27 protein-coding genes and 1 other RNA gene are annotated in these 24,949 nt (G+C 60.8%); 16 read left to right on the plus strand and 12 right to left on the minus strand.

Annotation, left to right across the window (positions count from 1 at the left end):
* Positions 1-51: 51 nt before the first annotated feature.
* A complete protein-coding gene (locus AC07VH_RS16085; protein WP_494788750.1) occupies positions 52-987 on the plus strand; it encodes an ABC transporter substrate-binding protein in 936 nt (311 codons plus the stop codon).
* 367 nt (positions 988-1,354) lie between these two features.
* Here AC07VH_RS16085 and AC07VH_RS16090 read toward each other — a convergent pair whose 3' ends face one another.
* The 3 genes from AC07VH_RS16090 to AC07VH_RS16100 all read right to left on the minus strand — a co-directional run bounded on the left by AC07VH_RS16090 (position 1,355) and on the right by AC07VH_RS16100 (position 3,372).
* Complete coding sequence (locus AC07VH_RS16090; RefSeq protein WP_494788657.1) at positions 1,355-2,299, minus strand: SMP-30/gluconolactonase/LRE family protein; 945 nt, start codon at positions 2,297-2,299, stop codon at positions 1,355-1,357.
* 75 nt (positions 2,300-2,374) lie between these two features.
* Positions 2,375-2,617 carry an Imm32 family immunity protein gene (locus AC07VH_RS16095; protein ID WP_489628564.1) on the minus strand — a complete coding sequence of 81 codons (243 nt, stop codon included), beginning with the start codon at positions 2,615-2,617 and terminating at the stop codon, positions 2,375-2,377.
* Entirely contained in the window at positions 2,614-3,372 is a 759-nt protein-coding gene (locus AC07VH_RS16100) for a hypothetical protein (protein WP_494788658.1), read from the minus strand. The genes AC07VH_RS16095 and AC07VH_RS16100 overlap by 4 nt, the downstream gene beginning before the upstream one ends.
* A gap of 248 nt (positions 3,373-3,620) precedes the next feature.
* On the opposite strand from AC07VH_RS16100, the gene AC07VH_RS16105 reads away from it, so the two are divergent.
* Complete coding sequence (locus AC07VH_RS16105) at positions 3,621-3,863, plus strand: hypothetical protein (RefSeq protein ID WP_034781982.1); 243 nt, start codon at positions 3,621-3,623, stop codon at positions 3,861-3,863.
* A gap of 441 nt (positions 3,864-4,304) precedes the next feature.
* On the opposite strand, the gene AC07VH_RS16110 is transcribed toward AC07VH_RS16105, so the two are convergent.
* Entirely contained in the window at positions 4,305-4,544 is a 240-nt protein-coding gene (locus tag AC07VH_RS16110) for a hypothetical protein (RefSeq protein WP_494788659.1), read from the minus strand.
* A 77-nt stretch (positions 4,545-4,621) separates the two neighbouring features.
* Here AC07VH_RS16110 and AC07VH_RS16115 point away from each other — a divergent pair, with 77 nt between their 5' ends.
* The 3 genes from AC07VH_RS16115 to AC07VH_RS16125 all read left to right on the plus strand — a co-directional run bounded on the left by AC07VH_RS16115 (position 4,622) and on the right by AC07VH_RS16125 (position 7,650).
* Complete coding sequence (locus AC07VH_RS16115) at positions 4,622-6,223, plus strand: diguanylate cyclase (RefSeq protein WP_494788660.1); 1,602 nt, start codon at positions 4,622-4,624, stop codon at positions 6,221-6,223.
* Between the two features lie 129 nt (positions 6,224-6,352).
* Positions 6,353-7,204, plus strand: a complete 852-nt coding sequence (locus tag AC07VH_RS16120; protein ID WP_494788661.1) for a hypothetical protein — start codon at positions 6,353-6,355, stop codon at positions 7,202-7,204.
* Positions 7,205-7,206: 2 nt separating this feature from the next.
* Positions 7,207-7,650, plus strand: a complete 444-nt coding sequence (locus AC07VH_RS16125; protein ID WP_494788663.1) for a hypothetical protein — start codon at positions 7,207-7,209, stop codon at positions 7,648-7,650.
* A gap of 51 nt (positions 7,651-7,701) precedes the next feature.
* Here AC07VH_RS16125 and AC07VH_RS16130 read toward each other — a convergent pair whose 3' ends face one another.
* From AC07VH_RS16130 to AC07VH_RS16140, 3 genes are read right to left on the minus strand one after another with little or no spacing between them, the layout of a single operon-like run.
* On the minus strand, positions 7,702-8,121 hold the full coding sequence (locus AC07VH_RS16130; RefSeq protein WP_489628558.1) for a hypothetical protein: 420 nt from the start codon (positions 8,119-8,121) through the stop codon (positions 7,702-7,704).
* Entirely contained in the window at positions 8,118-8,573 is a 456-nt protein-coding gene (locus tag AC07VH_RS16135; protein WP_494788664.1) for a hypothetical protein, read from the minus strand. Before AC07VH_RS16135 ends, AC07VH_RS16130 begins: the two co-directional genes overlap by 4 nt.
* Positions 8,570-9,052: a PAAR domain-containing protein gene (locus tag AC07VH_RS16140; RefSeq protein ID WP_494788751.1), complete on the minus strand. Its 483-nt coding sequence runs from the start codon at positions 9,050-9,052 to the stop codon at positions 8,570-8,572. The genes AC07VH_RS16135 and AC07VH_RS16140 overlap by 4 nt, the downstream gene beginning before the upstream one ends.
* Positions 9,053-9,266: 214 nt before the next feature.
* Here AC07VH_RS16140 and AC07VH_RS16145 point away from each other — a divergent pair, with 214 nt between their 5' ends.
* The 3 genes from AC07VH_RS16145 to AC07VH_RS16155 all read left to right on the plus strand — a co-directional run bounded on the left by AC07VH_RS16145 (position 9,267) and on the right by AC07VH_RS16155 (position 10,598).
* Entirely contained in the window at positions 9,267-9,500 is a 234-nt protein-coding gene (locus AC07VH_RS16145) for a hypothetical protein (protein ID WP_489628556.1), read from the plus strand.
* A gap of 210 nt (positions 9,501-9,710) precedes the next feature.
* Positions 9,711-10,010: a hypothetical protein gene (locus AC07VH_RS16150; protein WP_475415719.1), complete on the plus strand. Its 300-nt coding sequence runs from the start codon at positions 9,711-9,713 to the stop codon at positions 10,008-10,010.
* Positions 10,011-10,085: 75 nt separating this feature from the next.
* Positions 10,086-10,598 (plus strand): hypothetical protein, encoded by a 513-nt coding sequence (locus AC07VH_RS16155; RefSeq protein WP_494788665.1) that lies wholly within the window; start codon positions 10,086-10,088, stop codon positions 10,596-10,598.
* Positions 10,599-10,827: 229 nt separating this feature from the next.
* Here AC07VH_RS16155 and AC07VH_RS16160 read toward each other — a convergent pair whose 3' ends face one another.
* The 5 genes from AC07VH_RS16160 to ompA all read right to left on the minus strand — a co-directional run bounded on the left by AC07VH_RS16160 (position 10,828) and on the right by ompA (position 14,354).
* Positions 10,828-11,130: an HNH endonuclease gene (locus AC07VH_RS16160; RefSeq protein ID WP_494788666.1), complete on the minus strand. Its 303-nt coding sequence runs from the start codon at positions 11,128-11,130 to the stop codon at positions 10,828-10,830.
* 326 nt (positions 11,131-11,456) lie between these two features.
* Positions 11,457-11,817, minus strand: a transfer-messenger RNA (tmRNA) gene (gene ssrA / locus AC07VH_RS16165).
* Positions 11,818-12,047: 230 nt separating this feature from the next.
* Entirely contained in the window at positions 12,048-12,752 is a 705-nt protein-coding gene (locus tag AC07VH_RS16170; RefSeq protein ID WP_489628518.1) for an HAD family hydrolase, read from the minus strand.
* A 68-nt stretch (positions 12,753-12,820) separates the two neighbouring features.
* The gene (gene ubiG, locus AC07VH_RS16175) at positions 12,821-13,516 is read right to left on the minus strand and encodes a bifunctional 2-polyprenyl-6-hydroxyphenol methylase/3-demethylubiquinol 3-O-methyltransferase UbiG (RefSeq protein ID WP_230538500.1); all 696 of its coding nucleotides are present in this window, start codon (positions 13,514-13,516) and stop codon (positions 12,821-12,823) included.
* Between the two features lie 127 nt (positions 13,517-13,643).
* Positions 13,644-14,354, minus strand: a complete 711-nt coding sequence (ompA, locus tag AC07VH_RS16180) for an outer membrane protein OmpA (protein ID WP_436542644.1) — start codon at positions 14,352-14,354, stop codon at positions 13,644-13,646.
* Positions 14,355-15,010: 656 nt separating this feature from the next.
* On the opposite strand from ompA, the gene gyrA reads away from it, so the two are divergent.
* The 8 genes from gyrA to cmk all read left to right on the plus strand — a co-directional run bounded on the left by gyrA (position 15,011) and on the right by cmk (position 24,908).
* Positions 15,011-17,689, plus strand: coding sequence for a DNA gyrase subunit A (gyrA, locus tag AC07VH_RS16185; RefSeq protein ID WP_475415714.1), 2,679 nt, complete (start codon positions 15,011-15,013; stop codon positions 17,687-17,689).
* A 156-nt stretch (positions 17,690-17,845) separates the two neighbouring features.
* Complete coding sequence (locus AC07VH_RS16190) at positions 17,846-18,430, plus strand: DUF2059 domain-containing protein (RefSeq protein WP_475415713.1); 585 nt, start codon at positions 17,846-17,848, stop codon at positions 18,428-18,430.
* A 27-nt stretch (positions 18,431-18,457) separates the two neighbouring features.
* Positions 18,458-19,549: a 3-phosphoserine/phosphohydroxythreonine transaminase gene (serC, locus tag AC07VH_RS16195; RefSeq protein ID WP_494788667.1), complete on the plus strand. Its 1,092-nt coding sequence runs from the start codon at positions 18,458-18,460 to the stop codon at positions 19,547-19,549.
* Positions 19,550-19,631: 82 nt separating this feature from the next.
* The gene (gene pheA, locus AC07VH_RS16200) at positions 19,632-20,702 is read left to right on the plus strand and encodes a prephenate dehydratase (RefSeq protein ID WP_475415711.1); all 1,071 of its coding nucleotides are present in this window, start codon (positions 19,632-19,634) and stop codon (positions 20,700-20,702) included.
* 128 nt (positions 20,703-20,830) lie between these two features.
* Positions 20,831-21,937 (plus strand): histidinol-phosphate transaminase, encoded by a 1,107-nt coding sequence (hisC, locus tag AC07VH_RS16205; protein ID WP_475415710.1) that lies wholly within the window; start codon positions 20,831-20,833, stop codon positions 21,935-21,937.
* Positions 21,938-21,941: 4 nt separating this feature from the next.
* Positions 21,942-22,850 (plus strand): prephenate dehydrogenase, encoded by a 909-nt coding sequence (locus AC07VH_RS16210; protein WP_494788668.1) that lies wholly within the window; start codon positions 21,942-21,944, stop codon positions 22,848-22,850.
* Between the two features lie 18 nt (positions 22,851-22,868).
* Complete coding sequence (gene aroA, locus AC07VH_RS16215) at positions 22,869-24,224, plus strand: 3-phosphoshikimate 1-carboxyvinyltransferase (RefSeq protein WP_475415708.1); 1,356 nt, start codon at positions 22,869-22,871, stop codon at positions 24,222-24,224.
* Between the two features lie 15 nt (positions 24,225-24,239).
* A complete protein-coding gene (cmk, locus tag AC07VH_RS16220; RefSeq protein ID WP_494788669.1) occupies positions 24,240-24,908 on the plus strand; it encodes a (d)CMP kinase in 669 nt (222 codons plus the stop codon).
* Positions 24,909-24,949: the final 41 nt, after the last annotated feature.

Below are 24,949 nucleotides of genomic sequence, written 5' to 3' on the forward strand. Positions count from 1 at the left end.
CATCCATAAATCTATAATTACATGAGGACGACAATGAACACCATCAAAGCCATGTCACTCGGTCTGTTGACCGCAGCCTTTGCCCTGAGCGCCAGCGCCGCCTTCGCCGCCCCGGGCGAGATCGCCGTGATCGTCAAGACGACCAATTCCAACTACTGGCAAAACGTCAGGAAGGGCGCCACGGCCAGCGCCGCCGACGCCAAGGGGTACAGCCTGACCTTCCAGGGGCCGGCCTCGGAATCGGCCATCGCCGACCAGGTCAGCATGGTGGAAAACGCCGTCACGCGCAAGGTGGCCGGCATCGTGCTGGCCGCGTCGGACCCGGACGCGCTGGTGCCGGCCCTGAAGAAGGCGTGGGAAGCGAAGATTCCCGTCGTGCTGATCGATTCGCTGGTGGCCGACAGCGGCAAGCGTTATTACCAGTCCTTCCTGTCGACCGACAATGAAGCGGCCGGCGAGCAAAGCGCCAAGGCCCTCATTTCGCAGGTCGGCAAGACGGGCAAGATCGCCGTGATGTCGTACGTGGCGGGCGCCGGTTCCGAGACGGGCAGGGTGGGCGGCTTCAAGCGCTACATCGAAAAGAACTCGCAGCTGCAGATCGTCGGCACGTATTACTCGCAATCGCAGATGGCCACGGCGCTGAACCAGACGACCGACGTGCTGGCCTCGAATCCGGACTTGAAGGGCATCTTCGGCGCCAACGAGCCGACGGCCGTGGGCATGGGCCGCGCCATCGCGCAGGCGGGCAAGGCCGGCAAGGTGATCGCCGTGGGCTTCGACGGCAATGAGGACCTGAAAAACTTCGTCAAGGACGGCACCCTGTATGCGACCGCCGTGCAGGGTTCGTATTCGATGGGCGCGCTGGGCGTGAAAACCCTGGTCAGCCTGATCGAAGGCAAGAAGGTCGCACCGTTCGTCAACACGGGCGTGGTGATCGTCACCAAGGCCAATGTCGATCTGCCGGAAGCGAAGAACGTTTTATATTGAGCCTCAGCTCATCTTCAGGCGCTGCTTCAATTCCTTGAGCAATCGTGGCATGTCGGGACCACGTCGGCTTGCTATTTGGTTCGTCGGCTTACGCCGTTCCGGCTAAGCCGACCTACCCGACCTACCCGGCCTGCGCATGCATCGTGGCGTAGCGTAGGTCGGCTTAGCGCGCAAGCGCGTAAGCCGACATCGCGCCATGCGCCGCCAGGACCATGTCTATTTGGTTCGTCGGCTTACGCCGTTCCGGCTAAGCCGACCTACCCGGCCTACCCGGCCTGCGCATGCATCGTGGCGTAGCGTAGGTCGGCTTAGCGCGTAAGCGCGTAAGCCGACATCGCGCCATGCGCCGCCAGCACCATGTGACTTGCTATTCGGCTTTGCGGCGCTCCTGCGCCCGCTGCCATTCTAGGCCCGGGCGGTCGACGCGGAATTGCAGCAGCCGTCCCTGCACCACTTCCGTCACGTACGCCGTGCGGCCATCGGGGCCGCCAAAGGTGATGTTACTGGGTTTGGCACCGGGCACGCTGATCTCGCGCAAGATGCGGCCCTGCGGCGACAATTTGACGACGCTGCCCTTGCCGTAGCGCGTCACGTAAAGGTTGCCGTCCACGTCCACGCGCATGCCGTCCATGCCGAAATCGTCGAACTTGATCAGCAATCGCTTGCCGCTCAGGCTGCCGTCCGCGGCGATGTCATACATCCAGATATTGCGCTGCACGCTTTCATTTACATACAAAATCTTACCGTCGGGACTCACTTCGATGCCGTTGGCCGTGCCCATGGTGTCGAGCGCCAGTGTCACCGTGCCATCTTGCGCGATGCGCCACACGCGGCCCGTGTTTTCCTTCCAGTTCGGGTCGCTCGCATACAGCACGTCGTCGGCCGTGATGGCGATGTCGTTCGGCTGCGTCATGCGCGGCTCGCGCGCGTGGATGGACAATGCGCGCGTGGCCGGATCGACCAGGTAGATCGTGTGTTCCATGTAGTCGGCCAGGTACATCTGCCCCCGGCTGCCGAAGCGGATACCGTTGGCGATGCTGTTACCGGGCAGGGTCAGGTAGACCTCGCCAGCGCCGCCGGGGCTGACCTTGCCGATGGTTTGCTGGCGCGCAAAGTTGACGGCATAAATATTGCCATCCGCATCGACGGCGGGCCCTTCGATGCCCTTGGTAAAGGAATGCGGGGCGGTCAAGGTGGTGGCGAGGAACAGCGTTTCGTGCGCGGGCTGGCTGGCGCAGGCGGACAGGCTGGCCAGCGCGGCGGCCAGCACGGCGGCGCGCAGCGACGGCAGGGCGGTTCGGAAATCGGGCATCAAGGTTCTCTGTATGGCAAGGGTGGCGTATGTTACCCGACGCACAGCAAGCGGGGCACCATTCTCAGCCTCACCTCAGGCCGCCACGACGACGAGGTCGGGGAAGTCGTCCTGCCAGCCTTCCCACTCGTCTTGCAGATGGGCGTGCATGCCGGCCCGGTCTTGCGCCAGATCAAACGCGTCCGCGCTGGCCAGCAGAAAATGGGCAATGGCGCGCAAGGTGGCCGGGTCGGCCTGGATGGTCACGTCGGAACAGGGCAGGGGCCGTTCTGCGGCCTCGTCCTGCAGATAACAGTGCAGCGAGAAATGTGTGCTCATGAGCTTCGGTGGTTGATGTAGGCGCCCAGCATGGCGTGTGCGTTCAGTGCGGCGCGGGCCGCTTCCAGTTCCCCGGGCTGCAAGTACCAGAAGATCCAGCCGGCATGTTCTTCACAGCGGCCATGGGCTTGCATCGCAGCGCGCAGCGCTTGCCGGCGCCCGGGCGGCAGCGCATCCAGCCCGGCTGGCGTGAAACCATTGATGGGATAGACATCGCGCAGGTGCGCATCTTGCAGCCCGCGCCGCTTGATGGCGGCCCAGTTATTTGCGGGGCAAGGCGTGCCAAAGGTCATCGGGTGGGCCTCGTCGACCTGCCGGTAGCCGAGTGCGTAGCCGGTGCCATAGCCCTGCGTTTCAGCGTAGCAGTATACATATTCGCAATGGTCAAACAGGCCGGGTATGGCCCGCGCACCGTCGAACAGCGGCGCCAGCGCAAGCTTGCTGGCGCGTATGGACAGAATCAGCTCCGAGTCTGACGAATACATGGCCTGCGCGTCGCAGTTGACGGCCTCGTCAGCTTCGTCGGGCGGCACGATACGCGGCGAAAGCAGTCCGATGCTGTTGGTCTCTGGCGCGAACAGCATCTTCTCGTAATATCGCTGTGAGAACTTGACGATCTTGCCGCGCTTGTTACCGTAGCGCTCGACGGGTTCGCCGATGTGCGCGAACCAGGCGAACAGCTGCGCGCTGGCCGTGGCGGGAATAAAGGGGCTATTTTTCTTGAATTCGCCTACGAGGAAGTGATATTGGTCCATGTGTCGTTGGAGTGTATGGGCAACGCGCATGATGCCACGCGCGGAACCACACGGCTAGCGTGCGCACAGCAGGAATGGTGCCGGACGGGCGGGAGAGAAAAAGATGCACGGCAGGACGGCGCAACGGCCGGCTTGAGGCGTATGATGGAAATACGGATGTGGTTGCCGCAAGGCAGTGCGACCGGCACGCGACAGCACGTCCTGCAGGTTTTTTTTCGTGGTTTTGGTAGTAACAACGAGGAGACATCATGGACAAACCCGAATTCATCCTGGCCGCCAAGGCCATGGAAACCCTTGAAATGTATCAAACGTTCTACGGCCATTCGCAGGAATACCAGGCGCACCAGCAAGAGGTATTGAAACTGCTGCGCCACAAGGGCGCCTCCCTGCTGGTGTCCGAACATGGCCCGGCGAAGTTTCTATTGGCGTTCGCCGATGCGCTGGAGGCGGCGGGCTTGCCGGGCGAGTATGTGCCGTTGAGTCGAAGGTAGGAGGGCTGCAGCGCCATGTGCCTGGCCTTGGTTCTACCAAAGTCAGGCAAAATTCAGGCTAGCAGATCGCTCCATGCATTCCTTTTTCCGTACGCAAATCGAGTCCGAAATAGCATGCGTATGCTGCTCCTTTTGTATGAGCGCAGGTAATGTCCCCCCTGCGCAGCTCCCGGTAGTCTGCCGAGGAGCTGCATGCCTGCTCCTGTTTCACGTCGGGCCCGATCTGGGTAAATAGTTCCCGTGCCAATTCCCCTTTGTCCATGATTGCCACTTTTCGGTCGTTTCGCGTGGGCGGCAGCATTTCGGACAAGGTTCCACCATAGATCTGATAGTCACCCCGCAAGGGCCGTGGTTCGCCACTCCAGACCGGCTGCTTGTCAGCGGCTTGCGACGGTGAGAATAGCGCGAGCGCCATGGTGCAGCATGCAAGCCGAGTATTCATCAGTGCTCTCTGATTTCAATGTTCATATGGTCATCGTGCCCTTGCAGAGACCGGACTCGCCCACCGGCGATCGTCTTTTGCACCTCGCCATCGTTAAAGAAGACCTTGGTGACCATGGGATGTTGCAGAAACAGGCGTATCAATTTGATGGTGGCGTTCCGGTCATACACGTCATCAAAGCGCGACACGCGTGCGGACTGGCCTGCCAGTTTGTCTTTACGTAATGGGCGTATATCCATTCTTTTGTGACGAAGTGTGAGTATGTCGCTGCCTATTTGGTGCACACTTTGCCGGATATCAAACCGGGAGTGTATCCATGACCAGGTCACGCAGCTTGCCGCCACGATTGTTGGGAGCGGGCTTCCGGGGATTTTCCTTGCTGCCGCTGGCGATCGCATTTGTCGTGCTGGTGTGCCTGTCGCTCCTGGCGACCCAGTTATGGATGACCTTGCGTGCACGGGAAGTGCAACTGCATGAAGCGGCCCGTGAAAGCGCCAATCTGGCGCAATCCGTTGCCCAGCATGCCTATGACACCATCAAGGAGGCCGATACGGTGCTGGTCGGCCTGGTGGAGCGGGTGGAAACAGATGGTGTCTCCGATCTTGAACTGGCCCGCATCCATAAATTGCTGGTCACCCGCGTAGCCGAGCTGCCGCAACTGCACGGCATCTTCGTCTATGCCAGCGATGGCAGCTGGCTCGTGAACTCTCAGAAAACCTTGTTGAGCAATCTGAATAATTCTGATCGCGATTATTTCAACTACCATCGAACGCATGCTGACCGGGGGCCGTATGTCGGTCCTCCCGTGCGCAGCAAATCGACGGGACACTGGATTGTTACCGTGTCGCGGCGGATCAATATGCCTGACGGAAGTTTCGGCGGCGTGGTGCTGGCGACCATCGATATGCATTATTTCAGGCTGTTTTATGAACGTTTTGCGATAGGCGAAAAGGGCGCCATTTTCATTGCGAATCGCGCGGGTATTCTTTTATTGCGCAGGCCATTCGATGAGAGTTTGCTGGGGCGCGATCTTTCTCAGTTTCCCTTATTTCATGATTATTTACCGAAAAGCCCCGTCGGCACGGCCGTGATCAAGTCGAGAGTCGATGGCGTGACGCGTATCAATAGCTATCGAAGAGTCGAAGAATATCCGCTGGTGGTCTCTGCCGCATTGTCACAGGATGAAGTCCTCGCTGCATGGCGCCTCGATACGGTGATGCAAAACGCCGTGGGCGGGATGCTGGTACTGTTGATCGCGTTTATCGGATACCGCGTGGTGCGGCTGATCGATTTGCGGGTAAAAAGCGAGGCAGGACTGGTCGAGGCGCGCAACGAGTTGGAATTGATCAATGAAACCCTGGCCCGCCTTGCCAGCCAGGATGGATTGACAGGGCTGGCGAACCGGCGCCACTTCGATCAGTCGCTGCTTGCCGAGTTCAGCCGTGCGCAGCGTGAAAATAGCTCACTTGGACTGGTGTTGATCGATGTCGACTTCTTTAAACAATACAACGATATCTATGGTCATGTGGCCGGTGACGAATGCCTGAGAAAACTCGGCAAAGTGGTGGCCTACAGCATGCGCAGGCCGGGCGACCTTGCGGCACGCTATGGCGGCGAGGAAATGGTCATTTTATTGCCGGGGACGGATCTGCCGGGCGCATTGAGGGTGGCGGAAGACGTCCGCCAGGCCATGCAATCGCTGGGAATCGAGCATCGGGGCAATCCTCTCGGCGTGGTGACGGCCAGCGTCGGCGTGGCGGCGTTGATGCCGACGTACCTGGAAAACCAAGCGGTCGAGTTGGTTGAGCTCGCGGATAAGGCACTCTACAAGGCCAAGGCATCGGGGAGAAACCGGGTCTGCTATGCGTCTGCTTGCGACAGTGCCGAGCAGGCTGCGACGGCTTTGGCGTTTCGATAGCCTTTGATGAAGGCTGATGGCGCTGCGTCGGGTTTGCCCTGCGCTGCGCGTGCGCCAGCCTTGTCCATGTACAATCGGCAACATCCGGATCGACGTATCCGCCCCTTGATTGCGGAGCATGCCCCGAAGGTGACAAAAACATTGCAAACCTGGCTGTTGGCCTGGCGGCAAGCCTTCACGTGCGTCGGCCTGGGGCTGCGCGATACTCGTCATGGGGGACTGTGGTGGCGCTCCGCGCTGTGGTGCATGGCGGTCGTGGCGCTGTGGCTGGGACTGTATAGCTATTTCGGCCGTTTTTTTGTCGAACTCGGCGCCATGCTGGCGTTGGTGTCCGTCACCGGCTTGCTGGGCCTGGGCGTGATGGATGGCGTCGGGACACTGGCCAACGGGCCGGCCACCATCTCGCAGATGGGCAATATCGCCGGCGGTCTGGGCAGCGCCGCCAAAGCCATGCTGTCGATAGGCCAGATCGCCCTGGCGCTGCTGGCGCTGGCTGCATTTTTCTACGTGATGGTCTTTATCGTCGGCGCCATCGGCACGGCGCGCTTGCCGCTGCGCTGGCTGTTGCTGGAACGCGCCAAGGCCGTGGCGGCGCGCCGCTATGCCGCGTGGCAGGCGCCGGCCGGCGTGCAACTATCCGCCGCGCGCCCCGCCTGGCGGCGGCGCCTGTTGCTGCTGCTTTCCCTGCTGATCCCCGTGTGGGCCATGTGCGTACTGATTGCGTACTTGCTGGCCTGGAACGTCCAGGCGATCTACGGCGCGGCGGCCGAAGGTGTGCTTGGCGCGGATCGGCAAGCGGCGCTGCGCCGCGAGCAGGGTCCGGCGATTGTTGCCCTGGGCCTGCTGCTGTGCTTGCTGATGCTCGTCCCGGTCCTCAATTTATTGGTGCCAGCCTTGCTGTGCAGCAGCGTGTGCCACTTGCAGCGCCGCGGCTGGCGTGCCAGCGGACACATCAATCAACCTGGAGTGAACAAGGAGTAAGCATGAGTGAACACGCAAGTCGCGGCACCCTCGAGCGCGCCATTCAAATCGCCGCCGCCACCCATGCCGGCCAGACGGACAAGGGCGGCGCGCCGTATATCTTGCACCCCTTGCGCGTCATGCTGCGCGTCGCCCCCGGCGCCCAGCAAATCGTCGCCGTGCTGCATGACGTGGTGGAAGACAGCGACGGCAAAGTCACCTTCGACGACCTGACGCGCGAAGGATTTTCCCAGGAAGTCATCGACGGCGTGCGCGCCGTGACCAAGGTCGAGGGCGAGTCGTACGAGGCCTTCATCGCCCGCGCGGCCTTGAACCCGGTCGGCAAGGCCGTCAAGCTGGCGGATCTGGCTGAGAATAGTGACTTGTCGAGGATAGGGGAGCCGACGCAGAAGGATATGGAGCGGGTAGCAAAGTATCGAAGGGCTATTAAGCAACTCATATCGTAGCAATGATTTTTTCATGCCGAGATCGTATCCGAGTGGATCTGGCCCCCGGGATCACCGGGTACGGGCAAGAGCCTTGCGGATGGCTTGCTCGATGGGACGGTCTATCAGTGCCAGGACGATGACCACGACAGCGGTAACAATCAGTCCCTCGAGTAAAGCTGGATCCGGGAAAAGTTGCTGATTGGCTATAGGAGCGGGCACTGTTGCACGCTTCCAGAGAAGCAGCGCCAGGGCGGCGCCAGCGGCGAGCAGCATCGCCGGTCGACGATGGTGCAAGCGGGCGATCTGCCCCATCAGCAGCAGCGCGATACCCCACGCAAAAGGATAGAAGCCGTGATCGAACAAGATCATGCGCTCATCATAGTATGCGCCGGTGTACCAGGCAAAACGGGAGAAGCCGAAAAGACCATAAGCGACGAGGGCCACTGCCAGCACGAGGAAACTGGAGGAAAGCAGGCGAGCAATTTTCATGGTTGGGATTTCTTTGCCAATGCTTCGAGATCGCGTTCGGCCAGATGGTGCTTCTGCTTGGTGACTTGGATAATCTTGCCTTTGCTGAAGATAACTCGCTGGCCATGCCTGTAATCCTGCTCACTATTTTTTTCGCCGCCGCCATTGATGTTCGGGTTGGCCTGGTCGGCGTGACCGATAACAACGGACGCAGACTTGCCCGCTTTGGCAAGTTGCGTCGAGAAGTCCGCCGTGATGCTTGATAATGTCTTGGGCCACCCGGATCTGGTGCTGCTCAATGGTGCTGGACTTGTCGCTTGCTTTGTAAGCTTTGATGACATTGCGAGTGGCCCGGCGCTATTGTCGCCTGGTGTTGCTGCGCCACCCCATAAAAGTAAGCGAACTTTACGTTTGTAGGGGACGGGAACGACGGACTCCTTTTCATAGTTAGTCTTGACCTTGTCGAGCATCATGCCCCCTGTTTTTTCTTTTCGGCGTCTTCGCCAAAATAAACGGACAATTCCTCTGGCTGGTAGGTCGCCACCCGTTCGCATAAACCATCTTCATCGGTGAGGCTGGTGTAGACTGAACCATCGGGAGCTTCGATGTAATAGGCAAGTTCCGGGATCGGCTCGCCCGTCTTGTGATCAACGACCCATATCTGTTCATCCGGGCTATCGTCCGGGAATTTTGCCAAAGCCGAGGCTGCGGCACCAGCAGCAGCCACCAGTGCCGGGGTGGCGGCAGCTTTCGAGGACCCCGCACCCGCGTCGCCGCTGCTCCACTCCACCGTATCGGTAAACTGTGTAGGGTTGAGAGTCGCGCCGCAAGCGGTCTTCATGCCTGCCACGGTGACGCCCCTCCCGTACAGGATCGTGGTGAGAACGCCCTCGGCAATGGGGAAGATGCCTTTGCACTTGGGACATTGAACTTTGTGTCCGATATAAGCGATGGGCTAGCCCATGCATATGTCCGTCGTCGAGCCTTCCAGCACAACGCTGCCATGGCTTGTCGGGTCACCCTTGCGTATGATTTCACCGGCCATGAGAGTCCCAATTTTTAGTATTATTAAATATAGCATATTTATTAATTGCATTAGCTTTAAGCTGGTGTTCGGTTAATTTGGGCCATTTTTGGAACGCAGGGAGTGGGATATAGAAAAACACATGCCTGAAGACATCTACGTTGGGGAGGACGGTGAGTCGTGGCTTTACCGTTTTCCGGACGAGCTGACGAGCCTTCTCGCAAACTCAAGTGCGGATGGGTTGGAGAGCGCATCAGAGCAATGGGCAAAAATTGAAGAGATCGACTGTAATGCAGCAGATTTGCGACCGCTCTTGAAGGATTTTCAATCGCTCGCACGGCAGGCCGCCACCACGGGACAGTCCATTTATCTTTAGGGCTGTCTCTAAGGCGTCTTTGTGGCAACCGTACCATCGCTGAAAGATCCGCGTTGGGGCGGACACTCGCCAATTCGTCTGGTCGCACAGGTTCCGTAGTGCAGACTCAAGCCGGCGACGTAGTGGCAAGCGATAATTGGCTGCTGGATTTAAGCCCCTCGCTGTTTTAATCTCTGGGCCCGCTGGCTCAGCTACAAGTCAGGTTGCGACATGGAGCATTCGTTTTCACGCTTGATAATTGCGGCTGGTGTGGCTTGTTTAGTCATGGGCATGGCCGCTATTCAACAAATGCGGCTTAATCGTCCCATCGGTAAAGTAAAATATTTTCTGCTTAAATTAGCGGCGTTAGTCTGGCTAGTGAGTGGACTATTTGTCGGAACGCTCTACAGTCACGGAGTCGATGTGGCGTGGTACATTTTTGGTGTCGCCGTTAGCCTGGCCGGATGTGCCGTTGCAGGCATTGTGGTGTTTGCTTGGCCTTTTTTCACAGGACGTAAGCCGGACAGTTAATATACTTTATGAAGTTGCATCACTTATGAATTTAGTTGCAGACCGACATCTTTACGCTATATGCAAACCGATTCTATGAACCAAACTCTTGGCTTTGCCTCACTAATTGGCTTTGCAAGCGCACTGATTGTGCACATTGCGGCATTGATGGGAGTCAATGTGTCTGATAAGTTTCCTGCGATCTGGTGGCTGCACGTCGGCATTTTCGTTGTGTTCATTCCGTTTGTCTTCTCCAGTCGAAAGTCACTCGGCCCCAAACCAACGTTCGCTGAACTACGCGCAGCTTTTCCAAAGTGGGTGGTCGGACTGGGACTCTGTATTTCTGCTTACGCATTGGTGAATTTTGCACTCTTCATGATGAAAGCGGCGGGCGGCAATCCTTCGATCGTTGACGGGAAATTTGTGCTATTGAACCGTGGAAATTTCATTCGCGAACTGACCGCCGTGGAGTATTCCACTTTCAAGGTAAATCAAGTGCGTGGTTTCTCCGGGCACTGGCTAGTGTTCTACTTTGTGCCATTTGCGTATTTTATGTTCCATAAGAGATCTGAACCATTCAATTCGACGCCTTCGGCGCGGCTGCATTGATGCATGGGATTTTTCTGTCCAAGTGGCCGTATCAAGCAATACTGATGGCGGTAACGACGCCGAAACTGTCGCAGTCCAGGCGCCATCAATCGTCATGACCCGAAAACACAATGAGACTGGGCTGCCGAGGTCGCTGTTATGAAGTCCGGCCTGCCCGGACGTGTGGGGGGGAAGCGGACGGAGCCGATTAGCGCTGCGAATCGCCATCAGTAGCCTAAGGCCGCGATCCTCAGCGCGGGAATTTATACCGTACCAGCAGCGTAGGTCCTTTGCCGCCGGGTGGCGTCAGCAGTATCTCGTCACCCGGCTGCATCTCTTCATACATTACCGTGCAACAGGTCGGCATCGAGTGGCCGCGCGCGGGATAAACGCCAACGTCGGTGTGCAGGTTCGCAGCGCGGACGTCCACGCTGGTCTCGCCGGCCTTTCCTGCTTCTTTCAGCAGCTTGCGCAGTGCGGTGACGAAGTCCCCTTTGCTGAGTCTGGCCGGTGCCTGGTTTGTTTGCGGGCGAGCGGTTGCGTCGTTTTTCATGCGATTTCCTTCAGTGTATACATTCCCGCCACTATATCATTGGCCCCTGATGGAGCGAGGGTCAGGTCCGGCATTCGCACACAGCCTGAGCAGCCAACGTTGTCGTTAGGAAAAACCGCCGGCGGCGCAAAACCTAGCCGGAAGAATCGGAGAGGGTTGCGTTTGCAGGCGCAACCCGGTTTTGCGGCGCCGAGCTGCGCTCGCCGAAGGCCCCGCAAAACCCCCGCGCCCGTACCGGACGCGGATGCGCTGCCCGCGTTCTGCATGCATGGAACAAATAAAAAGGGCCTCCCCGCCAAAACGGGGAAGCCCTTTTATTTATTCAGTGGTGGAGACGGCGGGAATCGAACCCGCGTCCGCAAGCACTCCACAGACAGTTCTACATACTTAGCACTATCATTTAATTTAACTCAGCCAGCACGGATGTGCACGTTATGGGCAAGCGAGTTACCTATTATTTAGTCGGACGCTAAGTAACCCAGCATACGACGAGTCCCTGTAAATGACTCTAGAGCTTTTGACGGCCCACCCCAGGGACGAGGTGTTCTAGAGCTAACAGCGATTAAGCTGCCAGTGCGTACGAGTTATCGTTTGCAGTTAAGTTTTTTCTGGGTGTATTTACGAGGTAACCAGCCCTCGGTATGCCCTGCGCTGCTTTGCAACCCACGTCGAAACCAGGTCGTCCCCACAGAACCTTCATTGTAGCGCAATCTTCACACTCTTGCATGATGCATTCGCGGTAATGTAGTGGTTGTATTTACGAGGTGGCCAGCCCTCGGCATGCCGTGTGCTGCTTTGCAACCCACGTCGAAACCAGGTCGTCCCCACAGAACCTTCATTGCAGCGCAATCTTCACGCTCTTGCATGAGGCACTCGCAGTAATGGATAGACGGCCAGGCAGGCGCAGTTTCAAGCCATCAAGCCGCCAGCTGCCGCTCCTGCGCCGCCTTCACCACGCCAGTCACCAGTTCCAGCAACGCTTGCGGCGTATCGAGCAGGTGGTCGGCGTTCCAGTGTTGCGGCTCGACGGGGCCGCAGTAGCCCCAGGCGCAGGCCACCGTGCGCATGCCGGCGGCGCGGCCGGCCTGGATGTCGCGCAGGTCGTCGCCCACGTACCAGCACTCTTCCGGCGCCAGGTCCAGGCGGCGCGCCGCTTCCAGCAGGGGCGCGGGATGGGGTTTCGGGTGCGCCATGGTGTCGCCCGAGATCACGCAGCCGGCGCCGCCCAGGCCGATCTGGCCCACCAGCGGGTCGGTGAAGCGGGCGGCCTTGTTGGTGACCACGCCCCAGGCCAGGCCCAGCGCCTGCAGGCCGTCGAGCATGGCGGGGATGCCGTCGAATAAACGGCTTTCCACCGCCAGGGCCGCTTCGTAATTGTTCAGGAAGCCGTCTTTCAGGGCTTCGTAGCCGCTTTCGCCAGGGGCTATGCCATACGACGCGCCTATCATGCCGCGCGCGCCGGCCGAGGCCGTGGGGCGCAGGATGTCATACGGGGTCGGCGCCAGGCCGGCGCGCGCGCGCAGCAGGTTGATGGCCGCTGCCAGGTCGGGCGCGGTGTCGGCCAGGGTGCCGTCGAGGTCGAACAGGATGGCGCGCGGGGCTGGCAGATGGTCAGTGATCATGGCGGGCAAATTGTGTCAAGTGGGAATGAAAAATGGCGGCCGCAGCCGCCTTGTATTGTGCGTGATGGTTACAGCGGCCGGGTGCAGGCGACCAAATAATTGACGCTGGTATCGCTATTAAGTGAGTAAATCTTGGTCAGTGGATTGTAGCCCATGCCACGCATGCTGTTGACGTCCAGGCCGGCGCTGCGCACGTATTGCGACAGTTCGGCCGGGGTGATGAATTTGTCATAGTCGTGCGTGCCTTTCGGCAGCAGGCGCAGCAGGTATTCGGCGCCCAGGATGGCAAACAGGTACGCTTTCGGGTTGCGGTTCAGGGTCGACAGGAAGACGTGGCCGCCCGGTTTCACCAGCGTGGCGCAAGCCTTGACGATGGCGGCGGGGTCCGGCACGTGCTCGAGCATTTCCATGCACGTCACGACGTCGTACTGGCCCGGCTCTTCCTCGGCCATGGCTTCGGCGGCGATCAGCTTGTAGCGTACCTTGGCGCCTGATTCCAGGCTGTGCAGGTCGGCCACCTTCAGGGCCTTGTCGGACAGGTCGATGCCCGTCACGTCGGCGCCCTTGCGGGCCATCGATTCGGCCAGGATGCCGCCGCCGCAGCCGATGTCGATCACGCGCTTGCCGGCCAGCGGCACTTTCGCGTTGATCCATTCCAGGCGCAGGGGGTTAATTTCGTGCAGGGGACGAAACTCGGAAGTGGGGTCCCACCAGCGGTGGGCCAGCTCACTGAATTTTTGGATTTCGAGAGGGTCGGCGTTCATAGGTCGAATAATAGCGGCAATTTTACAATTGGGCAGCCACGGACGAAAAAAAACCCCGCCGTGGCGGGGTTTTTCATGCTGTTCTTGACTTGCGCGATGACTCGCGGCAAGTCCAGGGGTTCAGCTATTACTTGTTGCGGGTACCAACAACTTCGATTTCCACGCGACGGTTTTTCGCACGGCCTTCGGCAGTTTTGTTGTCAGCAACAGGTTGTTTCTCGCCTTTGCCTTCGGTGTACACGCGGTTGCTTTCAACGCCTTTGGTGACCAGGTAGGCTTTGACAGCATCAGCACGACGTACCGACAGTTTTTGGTTGTAAGCATCGGTGCCGACGGAGTCGGTGTGACCCACAGCGATGATGACTTCCAGGTTGATGCCGCCCAGTTGTGCGGTCAGCTCGTCCAGCTTGGCTTTGCCTTCTGGCTTCAGCGTAGCTTTGTCGAAATCGAAGAATGCATCAGCGGCGAAGCTGACTTTTTCCGAGGTAGGAGCAACGACGACTGGCACTGGCACGACTGGTGCTGGTGCTGGAGCTGGTACGACTGGCGCTGGAGGTGCTACGCATTTGCCGTCTTGCAGGGTTTCTGGCTCTACGCACAGTGGCACGTCGCAACCTGGCACTGCGTCAGCAGGTGTCCAGTAGCCGGTGCGCCAGCACAGGCCGAATGGGTCACGCACGATCACGCCGCGGGCATCTTGCACGTAAGCGCTTTTTGGGCTTGGTGCTTTGATGTCAGTGGTAACTGGCGCGAATGGTGGGGAGGTTGGGGTTTGGGCCGAAGCCGAGCCAGCAATCACTGCGGATGCAGCGAAAAACAGCGTTACAAATTTATTCATTCTTTTTTCCTTTCGGGGGGTGATATCCGCAGAACAACACTGCGCTACTGGTGCTACGTGCCAAGATTTTATCATGTAGACCATATGCGCTCGTTTCAGATTGCGAAACTAGCAATTAACTTCCCAGTCATTTTGCCACACGCATCAGGGGCACACGACCGTGGTTAAATCAAAGCTTGCCCGATTTTAGACCGTGCGTTGTTTTTGCGCAACGAAAATGCCCATTTGTAACGCATCTGTAACAATTGATCGTTTTTTTTGCCACTTTTAAGGGCAGATGTCTTGAACTGATATTGCCATTGTGCATTATCGACAGGTCAATATGCGCGGCCCCGGCGCAAACTGGCAATCTTGCCGGTATGGCCAATTTGTACAGGTAGCTGGGCGCGCATGCTAAAATCGTGCGCTTGACTGTTAAGAGTGCCGGGCAAATGCCCACGGCGGCACTGCATGGCCAGCACCTACCCTTGCGGTACCCGTACTGGCCTTGCCGTCAGCCCGCCGATTTGTTCTGGCACTCTGCGACATGGAAGCCGGGCCACGCCAGCAGCGCGCGGCGCGGCGTCCACGACGACAGCCACCCAGGATATGCAGTATTGCGTCATACATTGCGTAACAGATAAGTTAACCACAGCCTGAGATCAGTCGAACCGCCAATGGATCAATTCGCAAAAGAAACAATTCCTATTTCCCTCGAAGAAGAGATGCGCAAGAGCTACCTCGATTACGCCATGAGCGTGATCGTCGGCCGTGCCTTGCCCGATGCGCGCGATGGCTTGAAGCCAGTGCACCGCCGCGTCTTGTTCGCGATGCATGAAATGAATAACGTGTGGAACCGCCCTTACGTCAAGTGCGCCCGCGTGGTCGGCGAAACCATGGGTAAATACCATCCCCACGGCGATGCCTCGATCTACGACACGCTGGTGCGCATGGCGCAAGATTTTTCGCTGCGCTACATGCTCGTCGATGGCCAGGGCAACTTCGGTTCCGTCGACGGCGACGGCGCCGCGGCGATGCGTTACACCGAGTGCCGCCTGGACAAGATCGCCAGCGAGCTGCTGGCCGATATCGACAAGGATACCGTCGATTTCCAGCCCAACTACGATGGCAAGGAAAAGGAACCGACGGTCTTGCCGACGCGTATCCCGAACCTGCTGATCAACGGCTCGTCCGGTATCGCCGTCGGCATGGCGACGAACATTCCGCCACACAACATTACCGAAGTCATCGACGGCGCGCTGCACGTGCTGCGTAACCCCGAATGCACGATCGATGAATTGATCGAGCTGATCCCGGCGCCGGACTTCCCGACGGCCGGCATCATCTATGGCGTGTCCGGCGTGCGCGACGGCTATCGCACGGGCCGCGGCCGCGTCGTCATGCGCGCCAAGACGCACTTCGAGGAATACGGCAAGGATGGCGGCCGCATCGCCATCATCGTCGACGAACTGCCATTCCAGGTCAACAAGAAATCCTTGCTGGAACGCATCGCTGAAAACGTGCGCGACAAGAAGCTCGACGGCATTTCCGACATCCGCGACGAATCCGACAAGTCGGGCATGCGCGTGGTGATCGAGCTGAAACGGGGCGAAGTGCCGGAAGTGGTGCTCAACAACCTGTACAAGCAGACCCAGTTGCAAGACACCTTCGGCATGAACATGGTGGCCCTGGTCGATGGTCAGCCGAAGCTGCTGAACCTCAAGCAGATGCTGCAATGCTTCCTGTCGCACCGCCGCGAAGTGGTCACGCGCCGTACCGTGTTCGAACTGCGCAAGGCGCGCGAACGCGGCCACGTGCTCGAAGGCCTGGCTGTCGCGCTGGCCAACATCGATGACTTCATCGCCATCATCAAGGCCGCGCCGACGCCGCCGATCGCCAAGGTCGAGCTGATGGCCAAGGCCTGGGATTCGTCCGTCGTGCGCGAAATGCTGGCCCGTACGGGCGACGGCACGACGCCGGGCGGCGTGGATGCCTACCGTCCGGAAAACCTGCCGAAGCACTACGGCATGCAGGCCGATGGCCTGTACAAGCTGTCGGACGACCAGGCGCAGGAAATCTTGCAGATGCGCCTGCAGCGCCTGACGGGCCTGGAGCAGGACAAGATCGTCAACGAGTACAAGGACGTGATGGAACATATCGCCGACTTGCTCGACATCCTGGCCAAGCCGGAACGCGTCACCGTCATCATCACCGATGAAATGACGGCGGCGAAGAACGAATACGGCGCCGGCAACAAGGACGTGCGCCGCTCGCAGATCGAGTTGAACGCGACCGACCTGGAGACGGAAGACCTGATCACGCCGCAGGACATGGTCGTGACCCTGTCGCACACGGGTTACATGAAGGCGCAGCCGATCACCGAATACCGCGCACAGAAGCGCGGCGGCCGCGGCAAGCAGGCCATGGCGACGAAAGAGGAAGACTGGATCGACCAGCTGTTCATCGCCAATACGCACGACTACATCCTGTGCTTCTCGGATCGTGGCCGCATGTACTGGCTGAAGGTGTGGGAAGTGCCGCAAGGCTCGCGCAATTCGCGCGGCAAGCCGATCGTCAACATGTTCCCGCTGCAGGACAACGAAAAGATCACCGTGATCCTGCCGCTGTCGGGCGAGAACCGCACGTTCCCGGAAGACCATTACGTGTTCATGTCGACCAGCCTCGGCACCGTGAAAAAGACGCCGCTGAAGGACTTCAGCAATCCACGCAAGGCCGGCATCATCGCGGTCGACCTGGACGACGGCGACTTCCTGATCGGCGCGGCGCTGACGGACGGCCAGCACGACGTGATGCTGTTCTCCGATTCGGGCAAGGCAGTGCGCTTCGACGAAAACGATGTGCGTCCGATGGGCCGCACGGCGCGCGGCGTGCGCGGCATGAACCTGGAAGAAGGCCAGCACGTGATCGCCCTGCTGGTGGCCGAGAACGAGCAGCAGTCGGTGCTGACGGCCACGGAAAACGGCTACGGCAAGCGTACGCCGATCACCGAGTACACGCGCCATGGCCGTGGCACGAAAGGCATGATCGCCATCCAGACCAGCGAGCGCAACGGTAAAGTGGTTGCCGCGACACTGGTCGATGCCAGCGATGAAATCATGCTGATCACCACCGGCGGCGTCTTGATCCGCACCCGCGTGTCGGAAATCCGCGAGATGGGCCGCGCGACGCAGGGCGTGACCCTGATCGCCGTGGAAGACGGCACCAAGCTGTCCGGCCTGCAGCGCGTGGTGGAAACGGATATCGACGAAGTCGAGCTGACGACGGAGGCGGGCACGGATGCCGCACCGGCAGCGGCCGAACCAGCCGATCCTGTCGACCCGGCCCAGCCGGAGTAAGATGATTGGGGCTCTTTCGGGAGCCCCAATTGCTATTGGCGTGCCTTTTCCTGGCGCCGCCAGCACAATTTCGTAGGTCGGCTTAGCCCGTCGGGCGTAAGCCGACATGCATCGCCGGCAGTGCCCTTTTACCAGTCATTCAACATCCCGCATGCCATGAGAAAAATCGTCGCCACCTTCTTCGCCGCGTTTTCGCTGGCCTTTCTTGCGACCCTGCCGGCCCTGGCCCAGAGCACGCAAGCCACGCCCGCCCGCCAGGCGGCGCCCAGCCCCGCCATGAAAGTGGCCGTGCGGCGCATGCTCGACGCGATGCAGTTCCCGCAGCTCACGCGCAGCATCTTCGACCAGATGCTGCAATCGGTGCCGGCCATGATACGCCAGTCGGCGCAGCAGCAAATCAACAGCAACCCGAAACTGGATGATCAGCGCAAGGCGCGCGCGCTGGCCAGCGCCGAGGAAGAAATCCCCCTCGCCATCGCCACCCTGACGCAGGTACTGGCCGACCCGACCCTGATCGACGAGCTGGGCGACGAGATGGTGCCCCTGTACGCGCGTTTTTACACGGTGCCGGAAGTCGAGCAGCTGACGGCCTTCTACAAGACGCCGCTGGGACGCAAGATGCTGGCCACCATGCCGCAACTGTCGGCCGAGTCGATGGCCATCAGCCAGCGCGTGCTGATCCCGCGCGTGAACGCCGTGCTTGACCAGGTCATGCGGGCGGCCACGCAGTCGCCCCAATAAGATTCCCATTTTGCCAAGGACCGTATCGTGACCCATATCTACAATTTTTCAGCCGGCCCCGCCGTCCTGCCCAAGGAAGTGCTGGCGCAAGCGGCCTTTGAAATGCAGGACTGGCATGGCAGCGGCATGTCGGTGATGGAAATGAGTCACCGTGGTCCCGAATTCATTTCGATCTACCAGCAGGCGGTGGCCGACCTGCGCGAGCTGCTGGCCGTGCCCGAGAACTATAAAATCCTGTTCCTGCAGGGCGGCGGACTGGGCGAGAACGCCATCATCCCGATGAATCTGGTGGGCCTGGCCGCGCAGCAGCCGGCCACCGTGGACTTCGTGCACACGGGTTCGTGGTCGGGCAAGTCGATCCAGGAAGCGGCTAAGTATGCCAGCGTGAACGTGGCCGCGTCGTCCAAGGCTGCCAGTTTCACGGGCGTGCCGCCCGTCGCCGAATGGAAGCTGACGCCGGGCGCGGCCTACCTGCACATCTGCACCAATGAAACCATCGACGGCGTGGAATTCCAGCAGGCGCCGAACGTGCCGGTAGGCACCACCATCGTGGCCGACATGTCCTCGCACATCCTGTCGCGCGTGATCGACGTGTCGCAATACGGCGTGATCTTCGGCGGCGCGCAGAAAAATATCGGCCCGGCCGGCTTGACCCTGGTCATCGTGCGCGAAGACTTGCTGGGCAAGGCATTGCCGATGTGCCCGTCGGCTTTCGACTGGACCATCGTGGCCGAGCATGAGTCGATGTACAACACGCCGCCCACCTACGGCATCTATATCGCCGGCCTGGTTTTCCAGTGGCTCAAACGCCAGGGTGGCGTTGCAGCCATGGAACAGCGTAATATTGAGAAAGCGGCGCTGCTGTACGCGGCGCTCGATGCGGACGACTTCTACCAGAACCGGGTCGACCCCGCATACCGCTCGCGCATGACCATCCCGTTCTATCTGCGCGACGAAAGTCTGAACGACGCATTCCTGGCCGGCGCCAAGCAGCGCGGCCTGCTGCAACTGAAGGGCCACAAGTCCGTCGGCGGCATGCGTGCATCGATCTATAACGCGATGCCGATTGAGGGCGTGCAAGCCCTGGTGAATTATCTGAACGAGTTTGCCGGACGCTGAGTCGCTTAAGCGACCGCGCCGGCCCGCCGCCGGCGCAGGCCGCGCGGCCATCATTGAAGTACAGCTGACGAAACAAACAACCATGACCGATAAATTGAAACCGCTGCGCGAACAGATCGATGCGATCGACGCGCAAATCCTCGAACTGCTGAACCGCCGCGCGCAAATCGCCCAGCAGGTGGGCCACGTGAAGGCCGAGACGCAGGCGCCCGTGTTCCGCCCCGAGCGCGAGGCGCAGGTGCTGCGCGGCGTGGCCGAGCGCAATCCCGGTCCCATGGGCGATCGCGAAGTGCAGACCATCTTCCGCGAAATCATGTCGTCCTGCCGCTCGCTGGAAAAGCGCGTCACCGTGGCCTACCTTGGCCCGGCCGGCACCTTCAGCGAACAGGCCGTGTATCAGCAGTTCGGCAGCGCCGTTGAAGGCTTGCCGTGCGCGTCCATCGATGAAGTGTTCCGTTCCGCCGAGGCGGGTACGGCGGACTTCGGCGTGGTCCCGATCGAAAATTCCTCGGAAGGCGCCGTCAACCGCACGCTGGACATGATGTTGCAGACGAGCCTCATCATCAGCGGCGAGGTGGCGATCGCCGTGCACCACAGCCTGATGACGAAGAGCGGCAACATGGACGGCGTCACCTCGATTTGCGCCCATTCGCAGGCGCTGGCGCAGTGTCAGGTGTGGCTGAACCAGAATTATCCGCACGTCGCGCGCTACGCCGTGGCTTCGAACGCGGAAGCGGCCCGCATGGCCGGCGAAGACGGTAGCGTCGCGGCGATTGCCAGCGAACTGGCCGGCGCGCAGTACAAGCTGGGCGTGGTCAAGGGACATATCCAGGACGATCCGCACAACCGCACGCGCTTTGCCGTCGTGGGCACCTTGCAGACGGCGCCGTCGGGCAAGGACCAGACCTCGCTGGTATTGGCCGTGCCGAACAAGGCGGGCGCCGTGTACCAGCTGCTGGCGCCCCTGGCCAAGCACGGCGTATCGATGACGCGCTTCGAGTCGCGCCCGGCGCGCATGGGCAGCTGGGAGTATTATTTCTATGTCGATGTGGAAGGCCACGTGCAGGACGCGGCCGTCGCCCAGGCGCTGGCCGAGCTGCAGAGCAATGCGGCGTTTTTCAAGGTGCTGGGGTCGTATCCGGTCAGTCTGTGACTTCGTTGACTGGTGTCGGATTACGCTGCGCTAATCCGACCTACGGTAAGCTGTAGGTTGGGTTAGCGCAGCGTAACCCAACAACAACAGTCACCAGCCTAATCATTCACCAACTTTTAAAGAGCACCATGTCTAAAAATATCGGTCCAGAATACGTCCGCGCCATCGCCCCTTACCAGAGCGGCAAACCGATCGCGGAAGTCGCGCGCGAATTCGGCCTCGACGAGGCAGCCATCGTCAAGCTGGCGTCGAATGAAAATCCGTACGGCATGCCGGAATCGGCGAAGCAGGCGATGATCGCCGCCATCGATGACCTGGGCCGCTACCCGGACGCCAACGGCTTCGACTTGAAAGCCGTGCTGTCGAAGCGTTACGACGTGCCGGCCGACTGGATCACCCTGGGCAATGGCAGCAACGACATCCTGGAAATCGCCGCGCACGCGTTTGTCGAGCACGGCCAGTCCGTCGTGTACTCGCAATACTCGTTCGCCGTGTACGCGCTGGCCACGCAAGGCCTGGGCGCGCGCCACATCGTCGTGCCGGCGCAAGCCTACGGCCATGACCTCGACGCCATGGCGGCGGCGATCGCCGACGATACGCGTCTGGTCTTCATCGCCAATCCGAACAACCCGACCGGCACCTTCCTGACGGCCGCGCAGCTGGAAGCCTTCCTCAAGAAAGTGCCGGCGCACGTCGTCGTCGTGCTCGACGAGGCGTACAACGAATTCCTCTCGGCCGACGAGCAGTACGAGTCGACGGCGTGGGTGCGCCAGTATCCGAATCTGGTGGTCTCGCGCACCTTGTCGAAGGCGTATGGCCTGGCCGGCCTGCGCATCGGCTTTGCCATCGCCCAACCGGTGCTGACGGACCTGATGAACCGCATCCGCCAGCCGTTCAACGTCAACTCGCTGGCGCAGGCGGCCGCGATTGCCGCCCTGAACGACAAGGCCTTCCTCGAACAAAGCGCGCGCAACAACGCGGCCGGCTACCAGCAATTTACGGAAGCGTTTGCGCAACTGGGCCTGGAATACGTGCCGTCGCACGGCAATTTCGTGCTGGTGAAGGTGGGAGACGATGATGCGGCAGGCGCGCGCGTCAACCTGGCGCTGCTCAAGCAGGGCGTGATCGTGCGCCCCGTCGGCAGCTACGGCTTGCCGCAATGGCTGCGCATTTCCATCGGCCTGCCGCAGGAAAACGCCATCTTCATCGCCGCGCTGACGAAAGCGCTGGCCTGACCGTATGACGACGCCTGCACTGAACAAGGTCGTTATCTTTGGCGTGGGCCTGATCGGCGGCTCGTTCGCGCGCGCCCTGAAGCACGCGGGCGCGGTCGCCACGGTGGTCGGCATGGGCCGCTCGCCGGCCTCGATGGCGCGCGCGCTGGAACTGCGCATCATCGACGAAATCGGCGGCGATATGGCGCAAGCCATGGCCGGCGCCGACTTGGTGCTTCTGGCCGCGCCCGTGGCGCAGACGGGCACCATCCTGGCCTCCATCGCGCCGCACCTGCAGCCGGGCACCGTCGTGACTGACGCGGGCAGCACGAAAAGCGACGTGGTGGCGGCCGCGCGCGCAGCGTTGGGCGGCAAGGTGGCGCAATTCGTGCCCGGGCACCCGATTGCGGGACGCGAGACGAATGGCCCCGACGCGGCCATCATTGATTTATATCAAGGCAAGAAGGTGGTGCTCACGCCGCTGGCGGAAAATAGCGCCGCCGATGTGGAACGGGTGGCGGCCGCGTGGCGCGCCTGCGGCGCCATCCTGCACACCTTGAGCCCCGAAGAACACGACAAGGTGTTTGCCGCCGTCAGCCATCTGCCGCATTTGCTGGCTTTTGCGCTGGTCGACGACATCGCCAACAAACCGCACGCGGGCCTGCTGTTCCAATACGCGGCCAGCGGCTTTCGCGACTTTACGCGCATCGCCGGCTCATCGCCGGAGATGTGGCGCGACATCAGCCTGGCCAACCAGCCGGCGCTGCTGCATGAACTGGACGCCTACCTGGCGCAGTTGACGACCTTGCGCGCCCACCTGGCCGCGAACGACGGCGCCGCCATCGAGGGCGTGTACGCGAACGCCCAGCACGCGCGGCAGCAATGGATCGAGGCGATCGAAACGGCGGAAATGCCGGCCGCGCCCACACGATAAATACTCAAGGATTCCAGCATGACCCAGACCAAGCACTACCCCCACCATATCGATCTGAAGCCGGTGATGCACGCCGAAGGCACGGTGCGCTTGCCCGGTTCGAAAAGCATTTCCAACCGCGTGCTGCTGCTGGCCGCGCTGGCCAAGGGCACGACGAAGATCATCGACCTGCTCGCCTCCGACGACACCTTCGTCATGCTGACGGCATTGACGTCGCTGGGCGTCAAATGGACGCAGGATGAATTGACGGGCGACCCGGCCACGGCGCACCAGGTGCACCACGTGGAAGGCTGCGGCGGCGCGTTCCCGCACCACGAGGCGGACCTGTTCATGGGCAATGCCGGCACGGCGATCCGCCCGCTGACGGCGGCGCTGGCCGTGATCGGCGGCGACTACACCCTGCACGGCGTGTCGCGCATGCACGAGCGCCCCATCGGCGACCTGGTCGACGCGCTGAACGCCGTCGGCACGCAGATCGAGTACACGGGCGAGCAGGGCTTCCCGCCGCTGCGCATCCGCCGCGGCCACATCCACGCGCAGCGCATCGCCGTGCGCGGCAACGTGTCGAGCCAGTTCCTGACGGCCCTGCTGATGGTGGCGCCGCTGATGGCGCGCGACCATGCGGTCACCATCGATGTCACAGGCGAGCTGATCTCGAAGCCGTATATCGAGATCACCCTGAACCTGATGCGCCGTTTCGGCGTGACGGTCGAGCATGACGGCTGGCAGTCGTTCACCGTGCAACCGGGTCAGCAGTACCAAAGCCCGGGCACGATCCACGTCGAGGGCGACGCCTCGTCGGCCTCGTACTTCCTGGCGGCCGGCGCCATCGGCGGCGGTCCCGTGCGCGTGGAAGGCGTGGGACGCGACAGCATCCAGGGCGACGTGCGCTTCGTCGAAGCCTTGCAGCAGATGGGCGCGACCATCACCATGGGCGAGAACTGGATCGAGGCCCGCTCGAACGGCGTGCTGAAAGCCGTCGACATGGACTTCAACCATATCCCCGACGCGGCCATGACGATCGCCGTGGCGGCCCTGTACGCGGACGGCACCTCGACCTTGCGCAACATCGCCAGCTGGCGGGTGAAGGAAACGGACCGCCTGGCCGCCATGGCGACGGAATTGCGCAAGCTGGGCGCCGAAGTGGAAGAGGGCGCCGATTACCTGCGCGTGACGCCGCCGGCCGAGATCCAGGCGGCGACCATCGACACGTATGACGACCACCGCATGGCCATGTGCTTTTCGCTCGCCTCGCTGGACGGCGCCGCCCGCCGCGGCAACGAGATGCGCATCAACGACCCGAAATGCGTGGCCAAGACCTTCCCCGAGTATTTCGCCGCCTTCGCGGGGATTGCCAAAGATACATTAATTTAATTGATAAATAATACAATGCCGAACTCCACCATCCCAGTCATCGCCATCGACGGCCCCACCGCTTCCGGCAAGGGCACGGTGGCGCACCGCGTGGCCGACAAGCTGGGTTTTCATTACTTGGACTCGGGCGCGCTGTACCGGCTGACGGCCCTGAGCGCGCTGCGCCGCGGCACGGACTTGCGCGACGAGCACGCGCTGGCCAAGCTGGCTGAACACTTGCCTTGCCACTTTGCCAATGGCGAGATCCTGCTGGCGCAGGAAAACGTCACCGAGCACATCCGTGCCGAGGAAGTCGGCAACACGGCGTCGAAAATTGCCGTGTTGCCAACGGTACGCCAGGCCCTGGTCAGCTTGCAGCTGGGTTTTCGCAAGACGCCTGGCCTGGTGGCCGATGGGCGCGACATGGGCACGGTGATCTTCCCGCATGCCCAATTGAAGGTGTTCCTCACGGCCAGTGTCGAGGCGCGCGCGCAACGGCGCTACAAGCAATTGATAGACAAGGGTTTTTCTGCTAAGATGGAAGACCTTCTGATGGATTTGCAGGCGCGGGACGAACGTGATACTCACCGTGCGATTGCGCCGCTGGTCCCCGCGGAAGGGGCGCATGTCCTCGATACGTCGGAAATGACGGCAGATGATGCCGTTGAAGCCGTGTTGAAATGGTATGCAGCTGCAGCAAAATAGCGTGTTGTTGTGCTATGTGGTGCCCGTTGACGGCTCCTGGC

It is taken from the genome of Janthinobacterium sp. GW821-FHT03C10 (genome assembly GCF_059420865.1).